Origin of the sequence: Actimicrobium sp. CCC2.4, from assembly GCF_034347385.1 — a bacterium.
Classification (GTDB): domain Bacteria; phylum Pseudomonadota; class Gammaproteobacteria; order Burkholderiales; family Burkholderiaceae_D; genus Actimicrobium.
On record NZ_CP133777.1, the window covers coordinates 2226843 to 2247809 of the forward strand.

The 20967-nt window shown below is 59.6% G+C and carries 15 protein-coding genes; 4 read left to right on the forward strand and 11 right to left on the reverse strand.

Annotated elements, in window-relative coordinates:
• Positions 1–51: 51 nt before the first annotated feature.
• On the forward strand, positions 52–2043 hold the full coding sequence (locus RHM62_RS10435; RefSeq protein WP_322122044.1) for a sigma-54-dependent Fis family transcriptional regulator: 1992 nt from the start codon (positions 52–54) through the stop codon (positions 2041–2043).
• Here the strand turns inward: RHM62_RS10435 and ybaL are convergent.
• The 4 genes from ybaL to bioA all read right to left on the reverse strand — a co-directional run bounded on the left by ybaL (position 2033) and on the right by bioA (position 7133).
• Entirely contained in the window at positions 2033–3736 is a 1704-nt protein-coding gene (gene ybaL / locus RHM62_RS10440) for a YbaL family putative K(+) efflux transporter (protein ID WP_322122045.1), read from the reverse strand. The two genes, RHM62_RS10435 and ybaL, sit on opposite strands and share 11 nt — an antisense overlap.
• Before the next feature lie 147 nt (positions 3737–3883).
• Positions 3884–4603, reverse strand: a complete 720-nt coding sequence (gene bioD, locus RHM62_RS10445; protein WP_322122046.1) for a dethiobiotin synthase — start codon at positions 4601–4603, stop codon at positions 3884–3886.
• The gene (bioF, locus tag RHM62_RS10450) at positions 4600–5781 is read right to left on the reverse strand and encodes an 8-amino-7-oxononanoate synthase (RefSeq protein ID WP_322122047.1); all 1182 of its coding nucleotides are present in this window, start codon (positions 5779–5781) and stop codon (positions 4600–4602) included. Before bioF ends, bioD begins: the two co-directional genes overlap by 4 nt.
• Entirely contained in the window at positions 5778–7133 is a 1356-nt protein-coding gene (gene bioA, locus RHM62_RS10455) for an adenosylmethionine--8-amino-7-oxononanoate transaminase (RefSeq protein WP_322122048.1), read from the reverse strand. The genes bioF and bioA overlap by 4 nt, the downstream gene beginning before the upstream one ends.
• Before the next feature lie 261 nt (positions 7134–7394).
• Between bioA and RHM62_RS10460 the strand changes: the two genes are divergently transcribed.
• Positions 7395–10148, forward strand: coding sequence for an EAL domain-containing protein (locus RHM62_RS10460; protein ID WP_322122049.1), 2754 nt, complete (start codon positions 7395–7397; stop codon positions 10146–10148).
• 320 nt (positions 10149–10468) lie between these two features.
• On the opposite strand, the gene RHM62_RS10465 is transcribed toward RHM62_RS10460, so the two are convergent.
• Both RHM62_RS10465 and RHM62_RS10470 read right to left on the reverse strand, forming a co-directional pair.
• Entirely contained in the window at positions 10469–11074 is a 606-nt protein-coding gene (locus RHM62_RS10465; protein WP_322122050.1) for an FxDxF family PEP-CTERM protein, read from the reverse strand.
• A gap of 317 nt (positions 11075–11391) precedes the next feature.
• Complete coding sequence (locus RHM62_RS10470) at positions 11392–11640, reverse strand: hypothetical protein (RefSeq protein ID WP_009666822.1); 249 nt, start codon at positions 11638–11640, stop codon at positions 11392–11394.
• 42 nt (positions 11641–11682) lie between these two features.
• Between RHM62_RS10470 and RHM62_RS10475 the strand changes: the two genes are divergently transcribed.
• Together RHM62_RS10475 and RHM62_RS10480 are read left to right on the forward strand one after the other, a co-directional pair.
• Positions 11683–12399 carry a glutathione S-transferase gene (locus RHM62_RS10475; protein ID WP_322122051.1) on the forward strand — a complete coding sequence of 239 codons (717 nt, stop codon included), beginning with the start codon at positions 11683–11685 and terminating at the stop codon, positions 12397–12399.
• 62 nt (positions 12400–12461) lie between these two features.
• Entirely contained in the window at positions 12462–13700 is a 1239-nt protein-coding gene (locus tag RHM62_RS10480; protein WP_322122052.1) for an ArgE/DapE family deacylase, read from the forward strand.
• Between the two features lie 108 nt (positions 13701–13808).
• On the opposite strand, the gene RHM62_RS10485 is transcribed toward RHM62_RS10480, so the two are convergent.
• The 5 genes from RHM62_RS10485 to RHM62_RS10505 all read right to left on the reverse strand — a co-directional run bounded on the left by RHM62_RS10485 (position 13809) and on the right by RHM62_RS10505 (position 20312).
• Positions 13809–15785 carry a response regulator gene (locus RHM62_RS10485; protein WP_322122053.1) on the reverse strand — a complete coding sequence of 659 codons (1977 nt, stop codon included), beginning with the start codon at positions 15783–15785 and terminating at the stop codon, positions 13809–13811.
• Complete coding sequence (locus RHM62_RS10490) at positions 15782–15922, reverse strand: hypothetical protein (protein ID WP_322122054.1); 141 nt, start codon at positions 15920–15922, stop codon at positions 15782–15784. The genes RHM62_RS10485 and RHM62_RS10490 overlap by 4 nt, the downstream gene beginning before the upstream one ends.
• Positions 15919–18297: an ATP-binding protein gene (locus RHM62_RS10495; protein ID WP_322122055.1), complete on the reverse strand. Its 2379-nt coding sequence runs from the start codon at positions 18295–18297 to the stop codon at positions 15919–15921. The genes RHM62_RS10490 and RHM62_RS10495 overlap by 4 nt, the downstream gene beginning before the upstream one ends.
• A complete protein-coding gene (locus tag RHM62_RS10500) occupies positions 18294–18785 on the reverse strand; it encodes a hypothetical protein (RefSeq protein WP_322122056.1) in 492 nt (163 codons plus the stop codon). Before RHM62_RS10500 ends, RHM62_RS10495 begins: the two co-directional genes overlap by 4 nt.
• A gap of 117 nt (positions 18786–18902) precedes the next feature.
• On the reverse strand, positions 18903–20312 hold the full coding sequence (locus tag RHM62_RS10505) for a hypothetical protein (RefSeq protein WP_322122057.1): 1410 nt from the start codon (positions 20310–20312) through the stop codon (positions 18903–18905).
• Positions 20313–20967 lie beyond the last annotated feature (655 nt).

The window sequence follows — 20967 nt, forward strand, 5'->3', positions numbered from 1 at the left end:
TTCGATGAGCACAGCACCGGCGCAGCAATCACCCAAGCTGGAGACAAGATCATGCCGAACAAGCAGCGCCTGTTCAATCCGCCTAACGACCGCAGCATCATGGAAGCGTGGAATGGTTTTCTGACCGGACGAGTGCCGCCGGCCAATGCATTGCGCCGCCTGATTGATGACTCCTGGCGTCGCTGTCTCGATGTCAAGGTTGATCCCTCGCGGGTGCAAGCACCGGTCGCGTTGTCGGAGGAGGCACTCGCGGGTTTGCAGCAGCAGCATCGCGCTTTACTCGATGCCGGCCAACAAGTCATGGCGACGGCCCGCGATCTGCTGGCAGAAACCGGGACCATCATGATCCTGACTGATCCACAAGGAATGATCCTGAGCGTTGAAGGCGACCCGCGTGCACTGAGCGCGGCAGAAGATATTCGCCTGAGCGCCGGCAGCAGCTGGAACGAACGCATTTGCGGCACCAATGCCATCGGCACCGCCTTGTCGATCGGCCAGCCGGTGCAGATTCATGCGTCCGAACATTTTTGCGCCGGCATCAAGGACTGGACGTGTTCGGCGACCGTGATCCGCGATCCCTACGACGGCCGCATCCTGGGCGCAATCGATGTGTCCGGATTGGGCAAGACCTTCAGTCCGCATTGCCTGGCGCTGGCAGTGACTACCGCCGGCCGGATTGAAAGCCAGCTGGCCAGACAGGAGATGGACGTGCGCTACCATCTGCTCGAGCGCAGCATGGCGAAGATGTCCAGCCTGCATGACGGCGTCATCATCTGTGACCGTCGCGGTTATCCGATCAAGGCCAACGGCTGTGCGGCCGACGCCTTGCTGGCACGCGGTATCGCGTTCGACCTGAACAGCCCCGGCCCGATCGCGACACTCAACCTGGGCATGTTTTCATCGACGGCAGGCGCGGTCGCACCGGCATGGCTGCGCGCGGATTGGCTGGAAGCGGTGGTCGTCGGCGGCGAGCGGATTGGGACCTTGCTGACGATACCGGCGCTGCCGGCCCGACCGGTATCGCCGTCGGTTTCCAGGGTCGCCGCCGCCGACCATCCTCATCAGGATTTTGCCGGCATCGTTGGCGAAAGCGCGTCCTTGTCGCACGCGATTAGCAAAGCCCGCTTGCTGGCCAGGACCAATGTGCCGGTGCTGCTGCTGGGAGAGACCGGCGTCGGCAAGGAAAATTTTTCGCAAGGCATACACCGCGCCGGCCATCCCGGCACGCAGCCCTTTGTCGCGCTCAATTGCGGCGGCTTGTCCAAGGACTTGCTGGCCAGCGAACTGTTTGGCCATGCCGAAGGCGCGTTCACCGGATCGCGCCGCGGCGGCATGGCCGGCAAGATCGAAGCGGCCAATGGCGGCACGCTATTTCTGGATGAAATCGGCGAGATGCCACTCGAGCTGCAGCCGCATTTTTTGCGCGTGCTCGAAGAAGGCGAGATTTATCGCATCGGCGAGACAGTGCCGAGAAAAATCAGCTTCAAGCTGATCTCGGCCACCAACCGGGATTTGCACGAGGAAGTCACGCAAGGCCGTTTTCGGATGGATCTTTTTTATCGGGTCTCGGTGACCAGCATCCGCATTCCGCCGCTGCGCGAACGGCGTGGCGACATCGCGGCACTGGCGGCGCATTTTCTGCGGCAGTTCGCCGAACGCTATGGCATGGCCGGCAAGGAGATCGGGCCGGACGTCCTCGCTGCGCTCGGGCAGCATCCGTGGCCGGGCAATGTACGTGAACTGCGCAATGCCATCGAAAGCATGTTCCTGATGGCGGGTACCGCACCGGTGCTGCAACTCGATGTACTGCCCGAGGCGATCGCACCGGCGCTGGCCGCGGGTCCGCTACCGGCTGATGCGACGCGGGGCAAGCTCGAAGGTGTCGAACTTGCGTCGATTCGCGCCACGCTGGCGGCGGACCACGGCAACCTGACGCAGGTGGCCAGGCATCTGGGGATTGCGAAGAGCACGCTGTACGTCAAGCTCAAAAAATACGGACTGGATCAGGATGTGGACGGGGCGAGGGGCGCTGTCAGTCCTTGACCGGGTCCGGCTTTCCCATCCCTGCCAGCACACAGCGCATCATCCCCAGCGCCAGTTCCTCTTCGCCTATCAGGACTTTTCCGACCTGTTCCTTGCGCAGCAGCTCGGCTTCCTCGACGTTGTGGGTGCGCACCACGCATTCGATGGCCGGGTTGAGCATGCGGGCGGTTTCTATCATCTTGCGGACATGGAAGGTGTCCGGCGTGGCGATGACCAGAAAGCGGGCGCGGGCGATGTGGGCCTGGATCAGTACGGCGGGTTCGCCCGCATTGCCGGCTACCGCGGCGATGCCGTCTTCACGCAATTGCTCGACGATGTCGCGGTTCTGCTCTGCCACGACGAAGGCGATGCGCTGTTCGGTCAGCTGCGCGGCAATATGCCGTCCGACCCGGCCATAGCCGACCAGCACGACCTGACCGGTCAGCCGGTGGTGCTCGGTGGTGGTTGGCAATTCGGCCAGCGGATCCATCTTGCGTTCGAGCTTGCGTGCCAGCGCCGAGCGCTTGCGTATCCATGCCTGGGCCGGCTCGATGGTGGTGAACAGCAGCGGATTGAGCGCAATCGAAATGATCGCGCCGGCCAGAATCAGGCTCTGGCCTTCCTGCGGCAGCAAGCCCAGCGAGACGCCCAGCGCGACCAGGATGAACGAGAATTCCCCGATCTGGGCCAGGCTGGCCGAGACCGTCAGCGCGGTATTGAGCGGATAGCGCATCGCCAGTACCAGCGCCAGCGCCACGATGGATTTGCCGAACATGATGATGGCCACCGCGATCGCGACATGCCACGGACTGTTGACCAGCACCATCGGATCGAACAGCATGCCGACCGACACAAAGAACAGCACCGAAAACGCATCGCGCAGCGGCAGGGTTTCGGTGGCGGCGCGATGGCTTAGTTCGGATTCGCGCAGCACCATGCCCGCAAAAAACGCGCCCAGCGCGAACGACACGCCGAACAGCTTGGTCGCACCGAAGGCGATGCCGACGGCCGCCGCGATCACGCACAAGGTGAACAATTCGCGCGAGCCGGTCTTGGCCACTTGCCACAGGATCCACGGAAACACCCGCCGTCCGACCACCAGCATGAAGATCAGGAAGGCCGCGACCAGACCGAGCGTCTTGGCCAGCGTCGGCCACAGGGCGCCGGCATCCGGCGCGACATGTCCGCCGAGTGCGCCGGACAGCGCCGGCAGCAGCACCAGCGCCAGCACCATCACCAGATCTTCGACGACCAGCCAGCCGACCGCGATACGGCCATTGAAGGATTCGAGCACGCCGCGATCTTCCAGCGCACGCAGCAGCACCACGGTGCTGGCCACCGATAGCGCCAGGCCGAACACCAGCCCGGCACCGAGGCTCCAGCCCCACAGATGCGCCACGCCCATGCCCATCAGCGTAGCTACGGCGATCTGCAGGATCGCCCCGGGGATGGCAATGCCGCGCACCTCGAGCAGATCGTTCATCGAAAAATGCAGGCCGACGCCGAACATCAGCAGCATCACGCCGATCTCGGCCAGCTGGCCGGCCAGCGCGACATCGGCCACGAAGCCCGGTGTCGCCGGTCCGATCAGCATGCCGGCGACCAGGTAGCCGATCAGTGCGGGTAATTTGAGGCGGACAGCGATCATGCCGAAGACCAGTCCGAGGACCAGCGCATAGGCAATGGTGGAGATGAGCGCGGTATCGTGGGGCATGAGCGGGGTTTTTTCCTGTGATCCGGTAAAAACCGTGGTGTGTGGCAATGAAGGCACCCTTCGCCGCGTGTGCCGTGGCGAAGGAGGTCTGGTGTGCCGACAGTATCGCATTGCGAACCACCACAACAGGTATGAGGATTGAAAAAACTACTTGTCGGTATGGGCCGATGCCGACGGCCATCCAGCCATTAATTCGGCTTCCAGAAAACGCGACGCGTCAATGAACGAAGCCTGCCCGCCCAACGCCGGTATCACGCCAAGCAGCGGCGCCTCCAGTCTAGCCACTAGCGCGGCAATATTGTCCGGTAAATAGCCCATCTCCGGATCGATAAGGTTCGCAACCCAGCCGGCCAGCCGCAAGCCGCGCGCGCGTATCGCTTCAGCGGTGAGTAACGCGTGACTGATGCAGCCCAGCCGCATGCCGACCACCAGCACCACCGGCAAACCCAGTTGCTGCGCCAGGTCGGCGGTATCGGCGTCATCCGACAGCGGCACGCTAAATCCGCCTACGCCTTCCACCACGACCGCGTCGGCACCGGCCGCCAGCTGGCGGTAACAATCGAGCAAATGGTCCAGTGAAATCGACACGCCTTCGCGCGCTGCCGCGATGTGCGGTGCGGCGGCCGCATGCAGGATGTAGGGCGCGCACCATGCAGATGGCAGCGCCAGATTGCCGGCGGCAGCGAGCTGGTCGACATCCTCGTTGGCGAGCCGGCCATCGATGATCGTCGCGCCGGCGGCGACTGGTTTCATGCCGACCGTCCCAAGTCCGGCTTCGGCTAGCAGGTGCACCAGCGCCGCACTGACTAGCGTTTTGCCCACGCCGGTATCGGTGCCGGTCACGAAGCACGCAAAGCGCGCGCTCATGCCTGCAAGCCGTTGAATGCACCGACCAGCTGGGCGACTTCGTCACGCGAATGCGCGGCTGATAGCGTGATGCGCAGCCGGCCGGTGCCGACCGGCACGGTGGGGGGCCGGATCGCACCGACCCAGTAGCCCCGTTCGTACAGGCTGGCGGCAGCGGCCATCGTCTCGTCATTGCCACCGATGATGACCGGTTGTATCGGGGTTTCCGAGAGCAGGCAATGCCAGTGCTGCAATTGCAGGCCGCTGCGGAATTCGCCGATCAGGTTGCGCAGATGCGTGCGCCTGTGCACGCCCTCGGTGCCGGCGATCAGGTCGATGCTGGTCAGCAGCGCATGGGCCAGCGCCGGCGGCGTTGCGGTGCTGTAGATGTAGGGGCGGGCGCGTTGCAGCAGCCACTCGATGACGCTTTCGTGCGCCGCGACGAACGCACCGCCGACACCGGCCGCCTTGCCCAGCGTGCCCATGTAGATCAGCCGTTGCGAGCGGATACCGGCGTGTTCGAGCGCGCCGCGGCCATGCTGGCCGAGTACGCCGAAGCCGTGCGCGTCATCGACCAGCAGCCACGCATCATGCTGTTCGCACAGTGCCAGCAAGGCAGCCAGCGGGGCCAGATCGCCATCCATGCTAAAGACGCTGTCGGTCACCACCATCTTGCCGGGACTGCGGCTGGCCGCCAGCATGACGGCCAGCTGGTCCACCGCACCGTGCGGATACACCTGCACGCTGGCCCGCGAAAGCCGTGCGCCATCGATCAATGACGCGTGATTTAATTGTTCGCAAAACAAATCAGTATCGCGGTCGGTCAGTGCCGACAGGATGGCCAGGTTGGCCAGATAGCCGGTGCAAAACGTCAGTGTGCGCGCCGCCTCGATGTCGGGTGCCATGAATTCGGCCAGCCGTTCTTCGAGCAACGCGTGGGCGCGCGAGTGCCCGCTGATCAGATGTGAGGCGCCACTGCCGGCACCGTAGCGGCTGGCACCTTCGCGTAACGCCGCAATGACTTGCGGATGGGCGGCCAGGCCGAGGTAATCATTGCTGCAAAACGCCAGCTTGGTATGGCCGTCTACTTGCACTTGCGGTGCGCAGGGCGAGTCGGTGGTGCGCCGGCGACGGCGCAGGCCGCGTACCTCGAGTTGATGTAGACGCTGTTGTAGCGACGTGATCAGGCGGGTCGTCATGCGCCCACCACATGGTCGAACACGGCGCGCGTGCGGCTGGCGAGGAGATCGGTTTCGGCATCGTCGAGGATATAGGGCGGCATCAGGTAGACGGTCTTGCCGATCGGGCGCAGCAGCAGTTCGTGTTCCAGCGCAGTGCTGAAAAACCGCCGCGAAAAATCGCCCGCCGACAAATCGGTGACGGCATCGAAGGCCCAGATCATGCCGCGTTGCCGGAAGTGACTGACCTGCGGATGCGCTGCCAGCGGGGCCAGTGCGGCAGTCAGGCGGGCCGCACGCCGACGGTTCGCCAGCAGCACATGGTCATCGGCAAAAATCGCCAGCGTGGCCAGCGCCGCACGGCACGCCAGCGGATTGCCGGTGTACGAATGCGAATGCAGAAAGCCGCGTGCCATCGCCGGATCGTAGAACTGCTCGAAGATGGCGTCGCGTGTCATTACCACCGACAAGGGCAGATAGCCACCGCTGATGCCTTTTGACAGACACAGGAAGTCGGGCCAGATGCCGGCTTGTTCGCAGGCAAAGAAGGTACCGGTGCGACCGCAGCCGACCGCGATTTCATCGGCGATCAGGTGGACGTCGTAGCGCTCGCACAGCGCCCGCACCGTGCGCAGGTAGACCGGATCGTGCATCGCCATGCCGGTGGCGCATTGCACCAGCGGTTCGACAATCAACGCGCAGATGTGCTCGCCGCGCTGCTCCAGCAAGTGCTCCAGCGCGGCGGCTGCCGCCAGAGCAACATCGGCGGCGCTCTGGCCGGGTTCGGCCTTGCGCGCATCGGGGCTGGGTACGACGTGGACTTGCTGCAGCATCGGGCCGTAGGCGGTCCGGAATAGCGGCACGTCGGTGACAGCCAGCGCACCGATGGTTTCGCCGTGATAGCTGCCGGCCAGGCAAACGAATTCGCGCTTGTCGGTGCGACCACGGTTCTGCCAGTAATGGAAAGACATCTTGAGCGCGATCTCGACTGCCGAGGCACCATCGGAGGCATAGAAACAATGGCCCAGCCGTTCGCCGGTCAGCGCCGATAATTGTTCCGACAGCGCTACCACCGGCTCGTGCGTGAAGCCGGCCAGCATCACGTGTTCGAGTTCATCGAGCTGCAACTTGAGGGCGCTGTTAATGCGCGGATTAGCGTGGCCAAACAGGTTGACCCACCAGGAACTGATGCCGTCCAGATAGCGTTTGCCTTCCATGTCGATGAGCCAGGCACCACGCCCACGGCTGATCGGTATCAACGGCATCGCATCGAGATGCTGCATCTGCGTACAGGGATGCCAGACGCTCTGGCGACTGCGGCTGACCCAGTCGGTGATCGGAAAAGAAAGAGACGATGCTGCGGAAGTGGTCAAAGAGAGTGCTCCATGCGTTACTCCGTAATGCGAAAAGTGTCGAAGTGTACGTTCACGGCGTCGCCGGAAGTGCCTGATGTGGCGATTGTTTGAGGAAAATCAACCCTCAGTTTTAATCAATTGTTAGACGGCTTCGTTTTCAGCGCGATGCTGCGTTTCTGTTGGTCATTGCTACGAAGATGTAAATAAAACAATGCTTTATCAGACAAAAAAGCCGTGCCACAATGCAGCGCCAACAATGGCCGGCTAGGGAAAGACAGGATGGAGACTCCGGGGAATCAGGTGGATGTGCATGCGGGCGACGACCTGCAGCCGCGCGCGTTGCAGATGCTGTCGTCCTGTGCCGACCTGATCGCGCTGGCGTCGAGCGAGCATCTGCTGCTCAATGGGTTCAGCGCCTTGATGACAGCGGCCGGCGGCTACCGTTTTTGCTGGATCGGTCAGGCGCTTGAAGATGATTCCCTGACCATCCGGCCAATTGCTCAGTCGGGCGGCGAACATTATCTCGAAGGCATAGAAACCAGCTGGTCGCTGCAATCGAAATTCGGCAGCGGTCCGACCGGTGAAGCGGTGCGTACCGGACAGATCGTCGAGTGTGCCGAGATGCGCACCGACGAGCGGCTGCTGGCCTGGCGCGATGCCATCATCGGCAATGGCCTGAGGTCGATGATTTGCCTGCCATTGAGTGATACCGGACACACCTTCGGCGTTCTCGCGCTGTATCGCGACACGTCCGGCCAGTTGCCGGATGCCGAAGTCCATCTGCTGGTCCGGTTGACGCGATTGATGGCAGTGGCCTTGCTCGGATTGCGGTCGCGCGCCGATCACAGCGATACCGCGTCGGTGATGCTGAAAACCGCCACCGCGCTGTCCTCGAGCCATGGTGCCGAATTTCTCTGGCGGCTGGTCGTCAGCGTCACCGATGCTCTGGGTGCCGATGCCGGATTCATTGCGCGTCATTTATCGGGCGATGGCGGCAGGATGCATTTGCTGGCCGGCGTTGCGGATGGCCAGCGGGTTTCCCCGTTCGATGTTGTGCTGGCCGGCTCGCCCTGCGAAAACCTGCTGACGCAGCGCGCCTGGATGATTTGCGACCGCGTCGCCAGCCGCTATCCGGCCGACGCGCTGCTCACCGAACTGGGTGCGCAGGGCTATGCCGCGGCACGGCTCGATGATTTCGATGGCCAGCCACTCGGTGTGCTCTACGTGTTGTTCCGGCAGCCGCTGTTGCGCACGACAGTGATCCGCTCGACGCTACAGATTTTTGCCATCCGCGCCGCCGGTGAAATAGAACGGCAGGAAGCCGACAGCAAGCTGGCCGATCATGTTTCGCTGCTCGACAAGGCGCATGACGCGATCATCGTGCGCGACACCGACCAGCGCGTGCAGTTCTGGAATGCCGGCGCGCAGCGCTTGTATGGCTGGAGTGCGGCCGAAGCGCGCGGCAAGGTCTTGCCCGAATCGCTGCTGGCGCCGTCCGACATCGAACGTATCCAGTCCCAGCTGCGCGACAGCGGCGAATGGATAGGCACGCTGCATCAGCGCCGCAAGGATGGCAGCGTGGTGCTGGTGGAAGGGCACTGGTCGATGGCGCGCGATAGCAATAAGCAGCCGAAGTCGCTGCTGGCGATCGACACCGACATCACCGAACGCACGGCCAACGAGGCCGAAATCCAGCACCTGGCGTTTTACGACAGCCTGACCGGCCTGCCCAACCGGCTGTTGCTACTCGATCGCTTGCAACAGGTGCAGGGCAACCGGTTGCGGTCGCAGCATGCGGGCGCGCTGCTATTCATTGATCTCGATAATTTCAAGACGCTCAACGACACGCTCGGGCATGACATGGGTGACCTGTTGCTGCAGCAGGTCGCGCGGCGTCTGAGCAGTTGCGTGCGCACTGAAGATACCGTGGGCCGGCTGGGGGGCGACGAATTCGTGGTGATGCTGGTCGATCTCGACGAGGGGCCTGATTCCGCCGCCAGCCACGCCGCTGTGGTCAGCGATAAAATCCTGCAGTTGCTGCGCCAGCCCTATCAGATCGCCGGCTGCAACTACCACTCGACGGCCAGTATTGGTGTCACGCTGTTTGGTCCTGACGATACGGTCGTCACCGATCTGCTCAAGCGTGCCGACATGGCGATGTATCAGGCCAAGGCGGCCGGGCGCGACACGCAGCGCTTTTTTGCGCCCTCGATGCAAATTGCCGTCTCGGCCCGCGCATTACTGGAAAGCCAGTTGCGCATGGCGGTGTCCAATCAGGAATTCGAACTGCATTTTCAGGCCCAGGTGCGTGGTGACGGCAAACTGTCCGGCGTCGAGGCACTGATCCGCTGGAAGCACCCGACCCGCGGCTTGTTGTGGCCGGTGGACTTCATCGGACTGGCCGAAGAGAGTGGCCTGATTTTGCCGCTCGGTCGATGGGTACTTTCCGCCGGTTGCGTTCAGCTCGCCAGATGGCAGGCCCACGCCGACACGGCCGATCTGCAGTTGGCCATCAATGTCAGCGCGCGTCAGTTCCGTCATCCACAATTTGTCGCTGACGTGGTCGCGGCGATCGCGCAATCCGGCGTCGATCCGTGCCACCTGAAGCTCGAAATGACCGAGAGCGTGCTGTTCGACGACATCGAGGAAAGTAGTGCCAGGATGACCGAGCTACGCAAGCTGGGTATTGGATTTTCGCTCGATGATTTTGGTACCGGTTATTCGTCGCTGTCGTATCTCAAGATTCTGCCGATCAACCAGCTCAAGATCGATCAGTCCTTCGTGCGCGATATCCAGACCAGCAAGGGTGATGCGGCGATCGCCCGCACCATCGTCAGTCTGGCAGACAGTTTCGGGCTCGAAGTCATTGCGGAGGGTGTCGAAAACGCCGGTCAGCGCGCCTGTCTGGCCACGCTGGGCTGCCACTCCTGCCAGGGATATTTGTTCAACCGGCCGATGCCTGCTGTCGAATTCGAAGCCTTGTTGACGCAGGCGTTTCCGTTTGCGCGGGTGGCTGCCGCCGGAGCTGATTGACCCGGCCCTTTTCGCCGTGATCAATCCACGCATAGCGCAGCCAGCGTCGTAGATACTACGGCTTGGCGATGCGGAGTGGGATCCGCATCCGGTTAGGCAACCGCACCGCGTGGGCACGGTGAAGCCTTGCCCACGCTACGATACTGCGCTAACGCAGTCCGTCAGACGATGGATTGTGTGTGATTGAATTGTGCATCGATGTGATTCGGTGCCGGTGCATTTGCCGGCGTTGACTGCGGGCACGTCATAAAAAAAAGCCGCCCGACACGATATCGAGCAGCTTCCGGGATGACCGTAGCAGCAGTGCATGCCGCCAATTTTCAGACCGGTTTGCGCCGCCGTGCCATAAAACCCAGCAAGCCCAGACCGGCGAGCATCATGCCGTAGGTTTCCGGTTCCGGGACTGCCGAGACAGGTGGTAGCTGATCGATGGCCGAGCTGTAGGCGTGGTAGACAGCAGCGCCGTTACCCAGTCCGCCAAGCGACAGAACGGTGTTCGCGATGATCGGTTGAGCCCAGTGAAACAGCAGTTCGCCCTTGTTGTATTTGACTGCGAGGTAGTCGAAACTGTTTGCAATGCTGAACGACCCTGAGCTGGAGAAACTGAGTCCGCCGGTTTTAACAAATCTCAATGTGCTGTTAGTACCTGTTGGCAGGTTGAACTGATCTTCCAGCAGGCTTTTGATAGCGCTGGCGCTTTGGGCTCCAACGTGAGCACCGTCGTACACCCAGACGGTTTGTGCCGCTACCGGGCCGTAGGTGACGGTCTTTGTACCGGCGCTGAAACCTGTTGTGAGGGGGTTGGATGTTTCTACCCAAGTTGGCGTAGCAGGAGGAGGAGGAGGTATTGCCTGCGCTGTCGACATCATCACCGACGAAGCTGCTATCAAGGAAACGGCGAGTGTAATGTTACGTAATTGGGCCATGATTATTTTCTTGATGGTGATGAGGGTTGAGTGACAGTGTTGCGGTTTGTCTTCTAACGTTACGGACTATCTGCCCTTCTTGTCGTTATGTAAATAAAATATTTAAAAATTAACTTTTATTTGCAATTGCATTGGATTTGCGAGGAGTGCCGGCAGGCTCGATGAGAGGTCGCAGCACCTCGGGGGACCGTGCCTGCGTATTGTCTGCTCCAGCCCGGTTCCGTTTATCGAGCAGCTTTCGGAATTGCGGTCGCGGCAATTGTAAGGTGCAATGCCCTCCGGTTATTGCACCCTACGAATTGCGCGGCCAGTGGGCTTTACTGACCCTTGCAAATGATGGTGGTGACGTATTCGCCGGCGCGGGTCTTGCGCGCTTCGGTCCAGTCGATGACTTGCTGCGCGAGCGCCATCGTCATCACCGATGCCTTGTCCTTGTTGCGGATGAACGAGACGCCTTCGAACGCGCCGGTCTTGCCTATCATTGCCTTGGCGTAAACTGGGACATCCTTCTCGTCGGGGTTGGCCTTGCGCTGGCGGACTTGGTAACGCTGGTCGAGATCTTCCATGGAATGCTCATGCAGGAATTGAAAACACGAAGGATACAAGACATGCAGATCGAACTCTACTACTGGCCCGACATCCAGGGCCGCGGCGAATTCATCCGGCTGGTACTCGAAGCGGCCGATGCCGACTACATCGATGTGGCGCGCGGCGAAGAGGGCATGACGCAGCTGCTCGAGACTTTGCAAAGTACCGCCATCACCCATCCGCCCTTTGCGCCGCCGTTCATCCGCGTTGATGGCGCGGTCATCGCGCAGGTCGCAAGTATCCTGCAGGCGCTCGGAGCGCAACTGGAGCTGGTGCCGTCCGACGAGGCCGGCCGGGCCTGGGTGCATCAATGCCAACTGACCATTGCCGACTTCGTCGGCGAAGTCCATGACACCCATCATCCGGTCGGCGGCAGTGCGTATTACGAGGATCAGAAACCGGAGGCGCTGCGTCGTTCGACTGAATTCCGGCGCGAACGGCTGAGCAAATTCCTGCACTACTTCGAGAGCATCCTCGAGCGCAATCCGGCCGGCGACACCTGGCTGGTAGGGGATACGCTGACCTATGTCGACCTGTCGATGTTCCAGATGCTGGCCGGACTGGGCTATGCCTTTCCGAAGGCGATGGCGCGGGTCGGTGCCGAGGTGCCGCGCCTGCTGGCATTGCAGCAGCGGGTTGCGCAGGTGCCCACCGTGGCGCGCTATCTGCGCTCGAAAAGACGGCTGGCTTTTAATAATGATGATATCTGGCGGCATTACCCGGAGCTCGATGATTGAGGTAGGGTGCGGGGGAACCGATTGATTTCTTCCACTGCCTGATTACCGGATACGGACATTGCATGACAACACCACCTCCTGACCACAGCCAAGCCCTCGATGCCTGGATCGATCAGCACTTCGACGACGAAGTCCGCTTCCTGCAAGCGCTGGTGCGTATCCCGACCGACACGCCGCCCGGCGACAACGCCCCGCATGCCGAACACACCGCCGGCCTGCTGCAGGGTTTCGGTTTCGAGGTCGAACAGTATCCGGTACCTCAGGCCGAGGTCGTTGCCGTCGGCATGGCCTCGATCACCAACCTGATCGTGCGGCGTCGCTACGGCGACGGCAAGACCATCGCCCTCAATGCTCACGGTGACGTGGTGCCGCCGGGCGAGGGCTGGAGCGTCGGTCCGTATGACGGCACCGTCATCGATGGCAAGCTGTATGGCCGTGCCTCGGCGGTCAGCAAGAGCGACTTCGCCAGTTACACCTTCGCGATGCGGGCACTCGATGCGTTGGGCGTGGCGTTCAACGGCAGCGTCGAACTGCACTTTACGTACGACGAAGAATTCGGCGGCGAGCTCGGCCCCGGCTATCTGTTGCGTCACCAGCTGACCCGCCCCGATTACCTGATCGCCGCCGGTTTCAGCTACCAGGTTATCAACGCGCACAACGGTTGCCTGCAGATGGAAGTGACGGTGCACGGCAAGATGGCGCATGCGGCGATTCCCGACTCCGGCATCGATGCACTGCAAGGTGCGAATACGATTCTCACTGCCCTGTACGCGCAGAACCAGCGCTACAAGGCGATTCGTTCAGGGGTCACCGGGATCACCCATCCCTACCTCAATGTCGGCCGCATCGAAGGAGGGACCAATACCAACGTCGTACCGGGCAAGGTCGTGTTCAAGCTCGATCGCCGCATGATCCCCGAAGAAAATCCGGTCGAAGTCGAAGCCGACGTGCGTGGCGTGATCGCTGAAGCTGCTGCCTCGGTGCCCGGCATCCAGGTCGACATCAAGCGTCTGCTGCTGGCCGAGGCGTGGCAGCCGCAGTCGGGCAATGCTGGGTTAGTCGACGCGTTACAGCGGCATGGCGAAGCCGTTTTTGGCGAACCGATCCCGACCTCGGGGACGCCGCTGTATACCGATGTCCGGCTGTACGGCGCAGCCGGTATTCCGGCTGCGATTTATGGTGCTGGACCGCGCACGGTGCTGGAGTCGAACGCCAAGCGTGCAGATGAACATCTGGTGCTTGATGACTTGCGACGTGCCACCAAGGTTATTGCGCGTACGTTGGCGGAGCTGTTGGGCTGACGCAATCCGTCAGACGATGTACCACCGGCTGGACATGGCTTCGATGCATTCAATCACGCTGGTATTTTTCGATCTGTCACTGGCGATATTACGCTTACTGTATTGCGCTCACTGTATTGCATTCAGTAGTTCCAGCAGTCTGGACAGATCAGCCGGCTTCTCAATGTGGTGGTTAAATCCTGCTAAACGCGACCTTTCGCAGTCTTGAGGTTGTCCATAACCACTGATTGCGACCAGGAGCGCTTTGGATGTTCTAAGGTCATCGCGTAGCCTTCTGGCTAACTCGTATCCGTCTATCCCCGGCAAACCGATATCGAGAAAAAATGCTTGTGGCGGGTTGGGGGTATCAGCAAATGCCAGATGAAGAGCCTGTTCGCCTGTATAGCCCACTGATACCGTGTGACCTTCCAACTCCAGCAATATTGCCAACGTGGTCGCTGCATCGATGTTGTCATCCACCAGCACAACATGTTTTCCCCTTAGGTTGCCGGCCACTGCAGTGACTGCCTTGTCCGTAGCCACTGGCGCATAGTCAAATAAGGGAAGAGTCACCACAAAGGTGCTACCCGTTGATGGACCATCGCTGTGTGCCGTTACGGTACCGCCCATCAAACCAACCAGACGTTTCACCAGCGACAAGCCCAGCCCCAAACCACCGTCCATGCGATCTGACGTTCGATGGGCCTGCGTAAAAATATCAAATACATGTGGCAACAGGCTCTCGCTCATACCGATGCCGTTATCGCGCACCGTCGCACAGACACGGTTTCCATCGATGGAGAGTTCAACGCCAATTTCACCGTTTTTCGGTGTGTATTTGGTGGCATTCGTAAAAATATTCGCAAAGACTTGAACCAGCCGAACCCGATCACCGACGACATACATCGCATTGCCAGTCATGTGAATGGAGAGCTTGTGTTCCTTTTTATCTATCAATGAGCGTACCTGCTCGATCGCGTTTGCCACGATATCGTTGAGATCAAGCACGTCGTGATTCAGCGTGACCAGGCCTTTGTTGATGCGCGATACATCGAGTAAATCATCCACCAGGCAAGTCATGTGTTCGGCTTGCCGGGACACGATGGCACTGACTTCACGCAGCGTTATCGGGTCAATGCCCGCTCGCTGCAACACGCTGGCGGCCATGGTAATCGGGGCCAGCGGATTACGTAGCTCGTGTGCCAGCATAGCCAGAAACTCATCTTTACGACTATCCTGATCGCGCAGTGTTTGCGCCAGCTTCAACAGTTTCCGCTCTGACTCCTTGCGCTGCGTGATGTCATTGCGGATGAGAACAAGCTTTCTTGCGGTCGGCTCACCGATGTTGAACGCGCGCACCTCAATATCCCGCGACTCTGCGGGTATGGTGCTTTCGAAATGGGCCGGAAAGCCAGTCGACCAAACCTGATCATAGATGTTGAACCAGTCCTCGGAATCATTCGGCAGTATCTGCCGCAAGGTTTTTCCGGCCACGCTAGATACACCGTAACTTGCCGCGAAAGCCGGATTTGTTGCCACGCAGCGAAAGTCCAACGCCGTGCCCGGTTGGTTCTCGATTTTTTCCAGTACACACATGCAATCGCTGATGGAGTCGAACAGATTGCGATAGCGTCCCTCCGACTCGCTGAGGGCACGCACCTCGACACTGCGCTGCGTCATCAAGTCGAAGCGCTCTATCGCGTTTTCAATGGCGCGCGTAATGCTCTCCGGGGTGGTCCAGCTCTTGCCAATATAGTCTTGGGCCCCGGCACGCAAAAGTTTGCCGCCAACTGTGCTGTCCACGCTGTTCCAGCCAGTGATGACCACTACCGGGCAAGGAGGCAGTGTATTTTCAGCGCACAGCTCCAGCAGCACTCTGTGCGCATCGATATCGGGCAGATTGAAGTCGAGCAGGATGCAATCAAACGGCAGCTTGTCAGGCGCCGCATGTCGCGCATCGGCGATCAACTTCAGTCCTTTCAAGCCGAGTTCGGCATCGGTGAATCGATAGCGCCGCTCCGACCCGCGCAGCAGCATTTGCCGCAGATTGGCGCGGTCGTCAGCGCTGTCGTCGATGATCAGAATGTGACAGGCTTTGCTGCTCATTGTGTGAATTCCCGTCCGGAGGGTAATAGCGTCCCCGTCAACCCGCAGATGACGATCGTTGTCGAGGGTTGCAGGCGCGTGTCATGGCGATCGACGTTGCCATCGTCGGCAACCAACATCTGTCCAGACTGGCTCATAAAGTTATCCTGCCCTTCTTCAACCCATCGTCGGTAAAACAGGGCAGGGTGAAATAAAAAGTACTGCCGCCATGTGGAACTGAATCCAGCCAGATGTCGCCGCCGTGGCGGCTGACCACTTTCTTGACTACCGTCAGCCCGGCACCGACACCGCCACCGAATTCGTCGCTCCCGTGCAGGCGCTTGAACATACGGAAAATTTGTTCGAAGTGGCGTTCTTCGATACCTATGCCATCGTCGCGCACAAAATAGATGGAATGCCCGTCGGCTGTCGCTGGCGCTTTCGGTCGATGATTGATTTCATCGACAGTGATGAAGCCGATCTCGATGCGCGGCACCTTTTTTTGAGTGTACTTTAGCGCGTTGCTAATGAGGTTACTGAACACTTCCCGTACTCTGATCATGTCGCACAGCGCCGTCGGCAACGGCCGCGTGAAAACGACCTGGCAGGTTTTTTCATTGGGCCGTACGCCGACCATCTCGAGTGCTTCATTTACCACTTCGTTCAGATCTGTCGGCGCGAATTCCAGCGACGTGCGGCCGACGCGCGAGTAATGCAGCAGCGAGTCAAGCAGACTGTCCATGCGCAGTGTGAGTCGCATCAAACTCTCCAGCCGCTGACGGTGCTCGCTGCCCCATCCCTCCATATTTTCCATTAACTGGTGCGCGTAGCGGTGTATGCCACGCAGCGGCTCTTTCAGATCATGCGAGGCGACATACGCGAACGCATCAAGCTCTTCATTGCTACTCGTCAGATCGACATTCAAATCGGCTATCTGCTCGCCAGATGAGATGACGAGGTCCATGATCAGTAGCCGTAATCGCAAGGCGCAATCGACTTCCAGCTCCGACCACGGCCGCGAGCGCGCACGGACCGATTCGACAAACACCTCAAACGAGCGACGCGGGGTCAGGCGCATGCCGTGCGGTCCGGGCACCAGTGGCTTGTCGTCCGGGTTACCGGCCCAGTTGACCTTGCGTATCGTCTCGGTACGAAACCACATGATCAAATCCTGTCGGGTGCGCGAAATCTGCACCGCCAGCAAGCCGCTAGCGACGTCGACGAATTGGGCTGCAGGCGGATAGGCACGACTCAGCTGGTCAGTCACATAGGCCGGCCGGGTGAGCGAATCGAACTCCGGACGTTGGTTGATCCAGTCCGATAAGGCGTCGAGCTGCGTCTCGTCCGGCGTCTTTCCGGCGCACCACCAGCGGTTCATGTGATAGAGCGCCGCACCCTCGACGTCCATCGCATCACGCAGCGAAGGCTGTCGGTCCGATAACGCCAGCAGATCGCCTTCCCGCGCCGCTTTCATCACTAATTTCTGATGGATCTCCTCGACCTTCAAGCGGTAAGTCATTTGGTCGATGGAGTCACTGGACTTGAGCTGCAAGGACGCTACCTGCGCCAGTAGCTCGCAGGCGCCGCGCACCTGGTGCGGAAAAGTAGTTGGTGACTGGTTGTGGCAGGCGATCAGGCCCCACAGCTCGCCGTCGATTAGGATCGGCATCGTTAGCGATGCGGCCACCTTCATATTGGCGAGGTATTCGGTGTACATCACTGACGCACCGCGCAAGGTACAGTGCGTCATATCCAGCGGCTGGCCGCTATCCGGCTCGGCCAACGGCACCATTTCCACCAGCGCGCCAGCGGCGTCTGGTACCGGGCGAATCCAGATGCGCTTGTACAAATCGCGCGCCTGCCTGGGAATATCGGCTTCCGGATAGTGCAACCCCAACCAGGGTGCAAGCTCATCGAGCTTGCTCTCAGCCACCACCTCGCCGTGCATGTCTGCATGAAAACGATAGACCATCACACGGTCTAGCCCTGTAATAGCGCGCACTTCGTGCGCAATCCGGTCGCAGTAGTTAAGGAGTCCTGTGATGTTTTGCAGCCTACTGACTGCCGCTCGCACCAGCGCAAAAAAATCACCGTCCGGGTGTACCAGATGACTGACGCTGCGTCCGGTTGCCTCACACTCAAGCACAACGACGCCGTTGGTGGTGTGTACGCTGACGTCGAGCGGAGGCACGCTGCCATTCGCCGCTAACGTAAAAGCAAACAAGGCGTTACGTTCGATAGAACCCGTCGCCAGCATTTCCAGCAAGCGTGCCTCCTGCCGCACATCGAGCAGGGAACGTAATGGCTGGCCAAGAAGTTGTTCAGGGGATTTTCCAAGGAAGTCAGCACTATTTTCGCTGACCTGCAGGATCGTCAAGTCCGCGCGGCGTACCGTCAGCAAAACCCCGTGCGCCTGAATGCAGCCGGGCGCCTGAACTGGCTCGGTTTCGCACACAGTCAAACTGGTGCCATGGCGCTTGATACTGTAGGGACCGCCTGCCCGCGGCAGCATTGTGTCGGCAGCGCTACTCATCGGTGGGCCGGACGTGCCGGGTGGTCGGTTCCGACTTTTTGCATTCTGCGCACGTGTTTGATGATGATCTCGCTCCTTGATGCGGCATCTTTGATCACGTAGTGGCAGCGCAAGAGCGACGCCCCGTTGATCAACGGCGGTAAATGATGACGACGCGGCAGGGCAGCGATGGTCGTCCCGGTATCAGCCGATACCAGCAGGTTCTGATTAAGCTGCCAGTAGCTGGCAATTGACATGTCCGGATCGCGTAAATGCAATCGGGGTTTTAGTGCTGGATGCCGACGTTCCGTCGGTGCTTTAAGAACTCTCAACATATTGATTGCCTGAACATTAACCTGTGAGATTGTCATCGGATATTGTGCTGGCCGTGTGTTTTTTATATCAACGTTGGTCTGTTTTGTACAAAAAACTGATAACCGGGCAGAAACTGGAGCGGCGGCCGTCGTTGACTTGGACGGATAAAAAAAATCGATGACAGTAACGCGCATCTATTTGAGTTTTGCTGCACTTCAGTTTGAAGACCGCATTGCCTTGAAAAATAGATCCAAATCGACCAACCGGTAGTCTACATGACTGACACGCTGGTTCGGCAGCTGCGACAGAATCTACAAATCTGTAAACACCTCCGGAGCAGACACCGTACGGTGATGACCGGCATTGTTGAATAAATCCACGCGCAGTAACGTTGAGCACTTTACATCGGGGAACGAGCACAGGTGACGATGTGCATTGATTTTTATGGAGGTCTTTTGATGACAAGCTACCTTCGGCGAAATCGCCGCGAACGCTGCGGGATGGAGTGGATGCAAAACGGAGCTGTTCCCGGCGAGGTACCCATGTTGGGCAGGGTGGTGTTTGTGTTCACGATTGTGTTTCCCAATAAAGCGGACGTTGGTGGGGCTGGCGGATTCCAGGATGCGGTTTTGTCTGGCAATGGTGTCGTCGGTGGTGATTGCATTCGTCGAAGGAGGTGGTGCTGGGGGTGCTTGTGCCGGTTCCGGAGGTGCTTCAGCGACCAACTGGGTATCGCCTTTGCCTTCAAGGATTTCGGCCGAACGGGCTGCATCCGCGATGGCCAAGGTGTCGTCGTCGCCATGCAGTAGTGCCGTTACGTCACAGGGCGCCTCAATGGCGATGAGCCATTGGGCCACGCGCACGGGCCGGCCATCGTCGTCGATGCGGGTAATCTCGGTGAGTTTCTTGGTGAAATAGAACGGCGTGCGCTTGTCGTCGAGGAAGCCGGAAATACGCCCACCGCGCAGAAATGCCATGGTCTGAAAGGTCTGCATCGCGGTGTTCATCGCATAAAAACTGTTCGTTGGCAGCTCGAACGCATCTGCCGACGGGATGCCCGGGACGAAGAAGACGAAGCGACCGGACAGCTTGCATTGCCGGTGCTGGTATTCCGGGCAATGTTCGGGGTCGCAGAGGCCGCCATTGTCTGCGCGCGGAATCGCCTTGCGTCCGCCGAAAATGCGGATGACGCGCTTGCTGTCGGGATCCCTGGGCACTGGTGCATACGTCATGCAGTGCCGCACTTGCCCATCGGGCGAGTATTGCGACCAGTAGCGCCGGTCATTCGCACCCCACGCAACAAACCCGTGCGGCATCACGGTGTGCCAGTCATCCGACGGAAAAATGGCAGGAAAGCGATACAGGCGTCGGATGCCGTCACCCCGTTCTTCACCGAATGCGTCGAGCAGTTGTGCCGCGGTAGCCGGATTGGGAAAGTCACCTGGTCGCACCGTGAAATAAGGCACGTTCTTCGGCACCAGGGGCACCGTCAGATTGGGAACGGCCTGCGTGATGTCGCACGCGATGTCGTCGAAAGAACGGTTGGTTTGCACACCATGTTCATACAACGATTTGGCGCGCGGTTTGGCGGCTGCGTTTTTGGTGAGGACCTTGATGCCGGCGCGGATTTTACCGGCGGTGCGCAGGGCGGTGGTGCGTTGCCCGAGAAGGGATGGCGGCTGACTGGTAGCGCCGCTAACCGTGATGTTGGGGGTTGCCATGGTTGGCTCCTGTGGGGTGGGTATGGTTACAGGATGCCTGGGGAGGTGTGTTGTTCAAGGGGGCTGGTACAAGATTGGTGAACGTGAAACCGAAGCCGACTGCCGACGGTGTCAAAGCTTCAAACGTGATTCGGGGACGGAGTCGCGAACTGCCGCGGGTGATCAAACAGGTCGTAGTCCTAGCGCTTCGTTGCTGGTGGGGATGCAGTTCGGTCAGATTGTTTCAGAGAATGCCAGGGAGGTATGGCTGAGGCAGTTTAATGCGTGGAAGTGAACGCGGATGTTTGAGCCCATTGATTAGCTAGGCGTTATCGATGTTTAGTGGAAACGGAATGGAGCTCACGGATGTCTGCTCATACGAACCAAGCGAGCATTTTTCGCAAGAATAGAAAATGCATCCGCGAGAATTTTTTTCTGATCAGATTTCGTATTTAGTTAGCTTTGCTAAAACTGTAAAAAAAGTAGCAGTAATTTATATGCAATAACCGGCATAACATGCTCCTAGAGCATATAAAAACCATCCAACAATCCAAGTTGAAAATAAAAGCGCTAATGCAATTATCAACATAAAAGTACGCTTCTCTGGAAAGATTGTTAGAGAAATAAAAATTGGTGAGAGGCTGGATAGCCCGATAATTGCCCACGGGTGAAGATA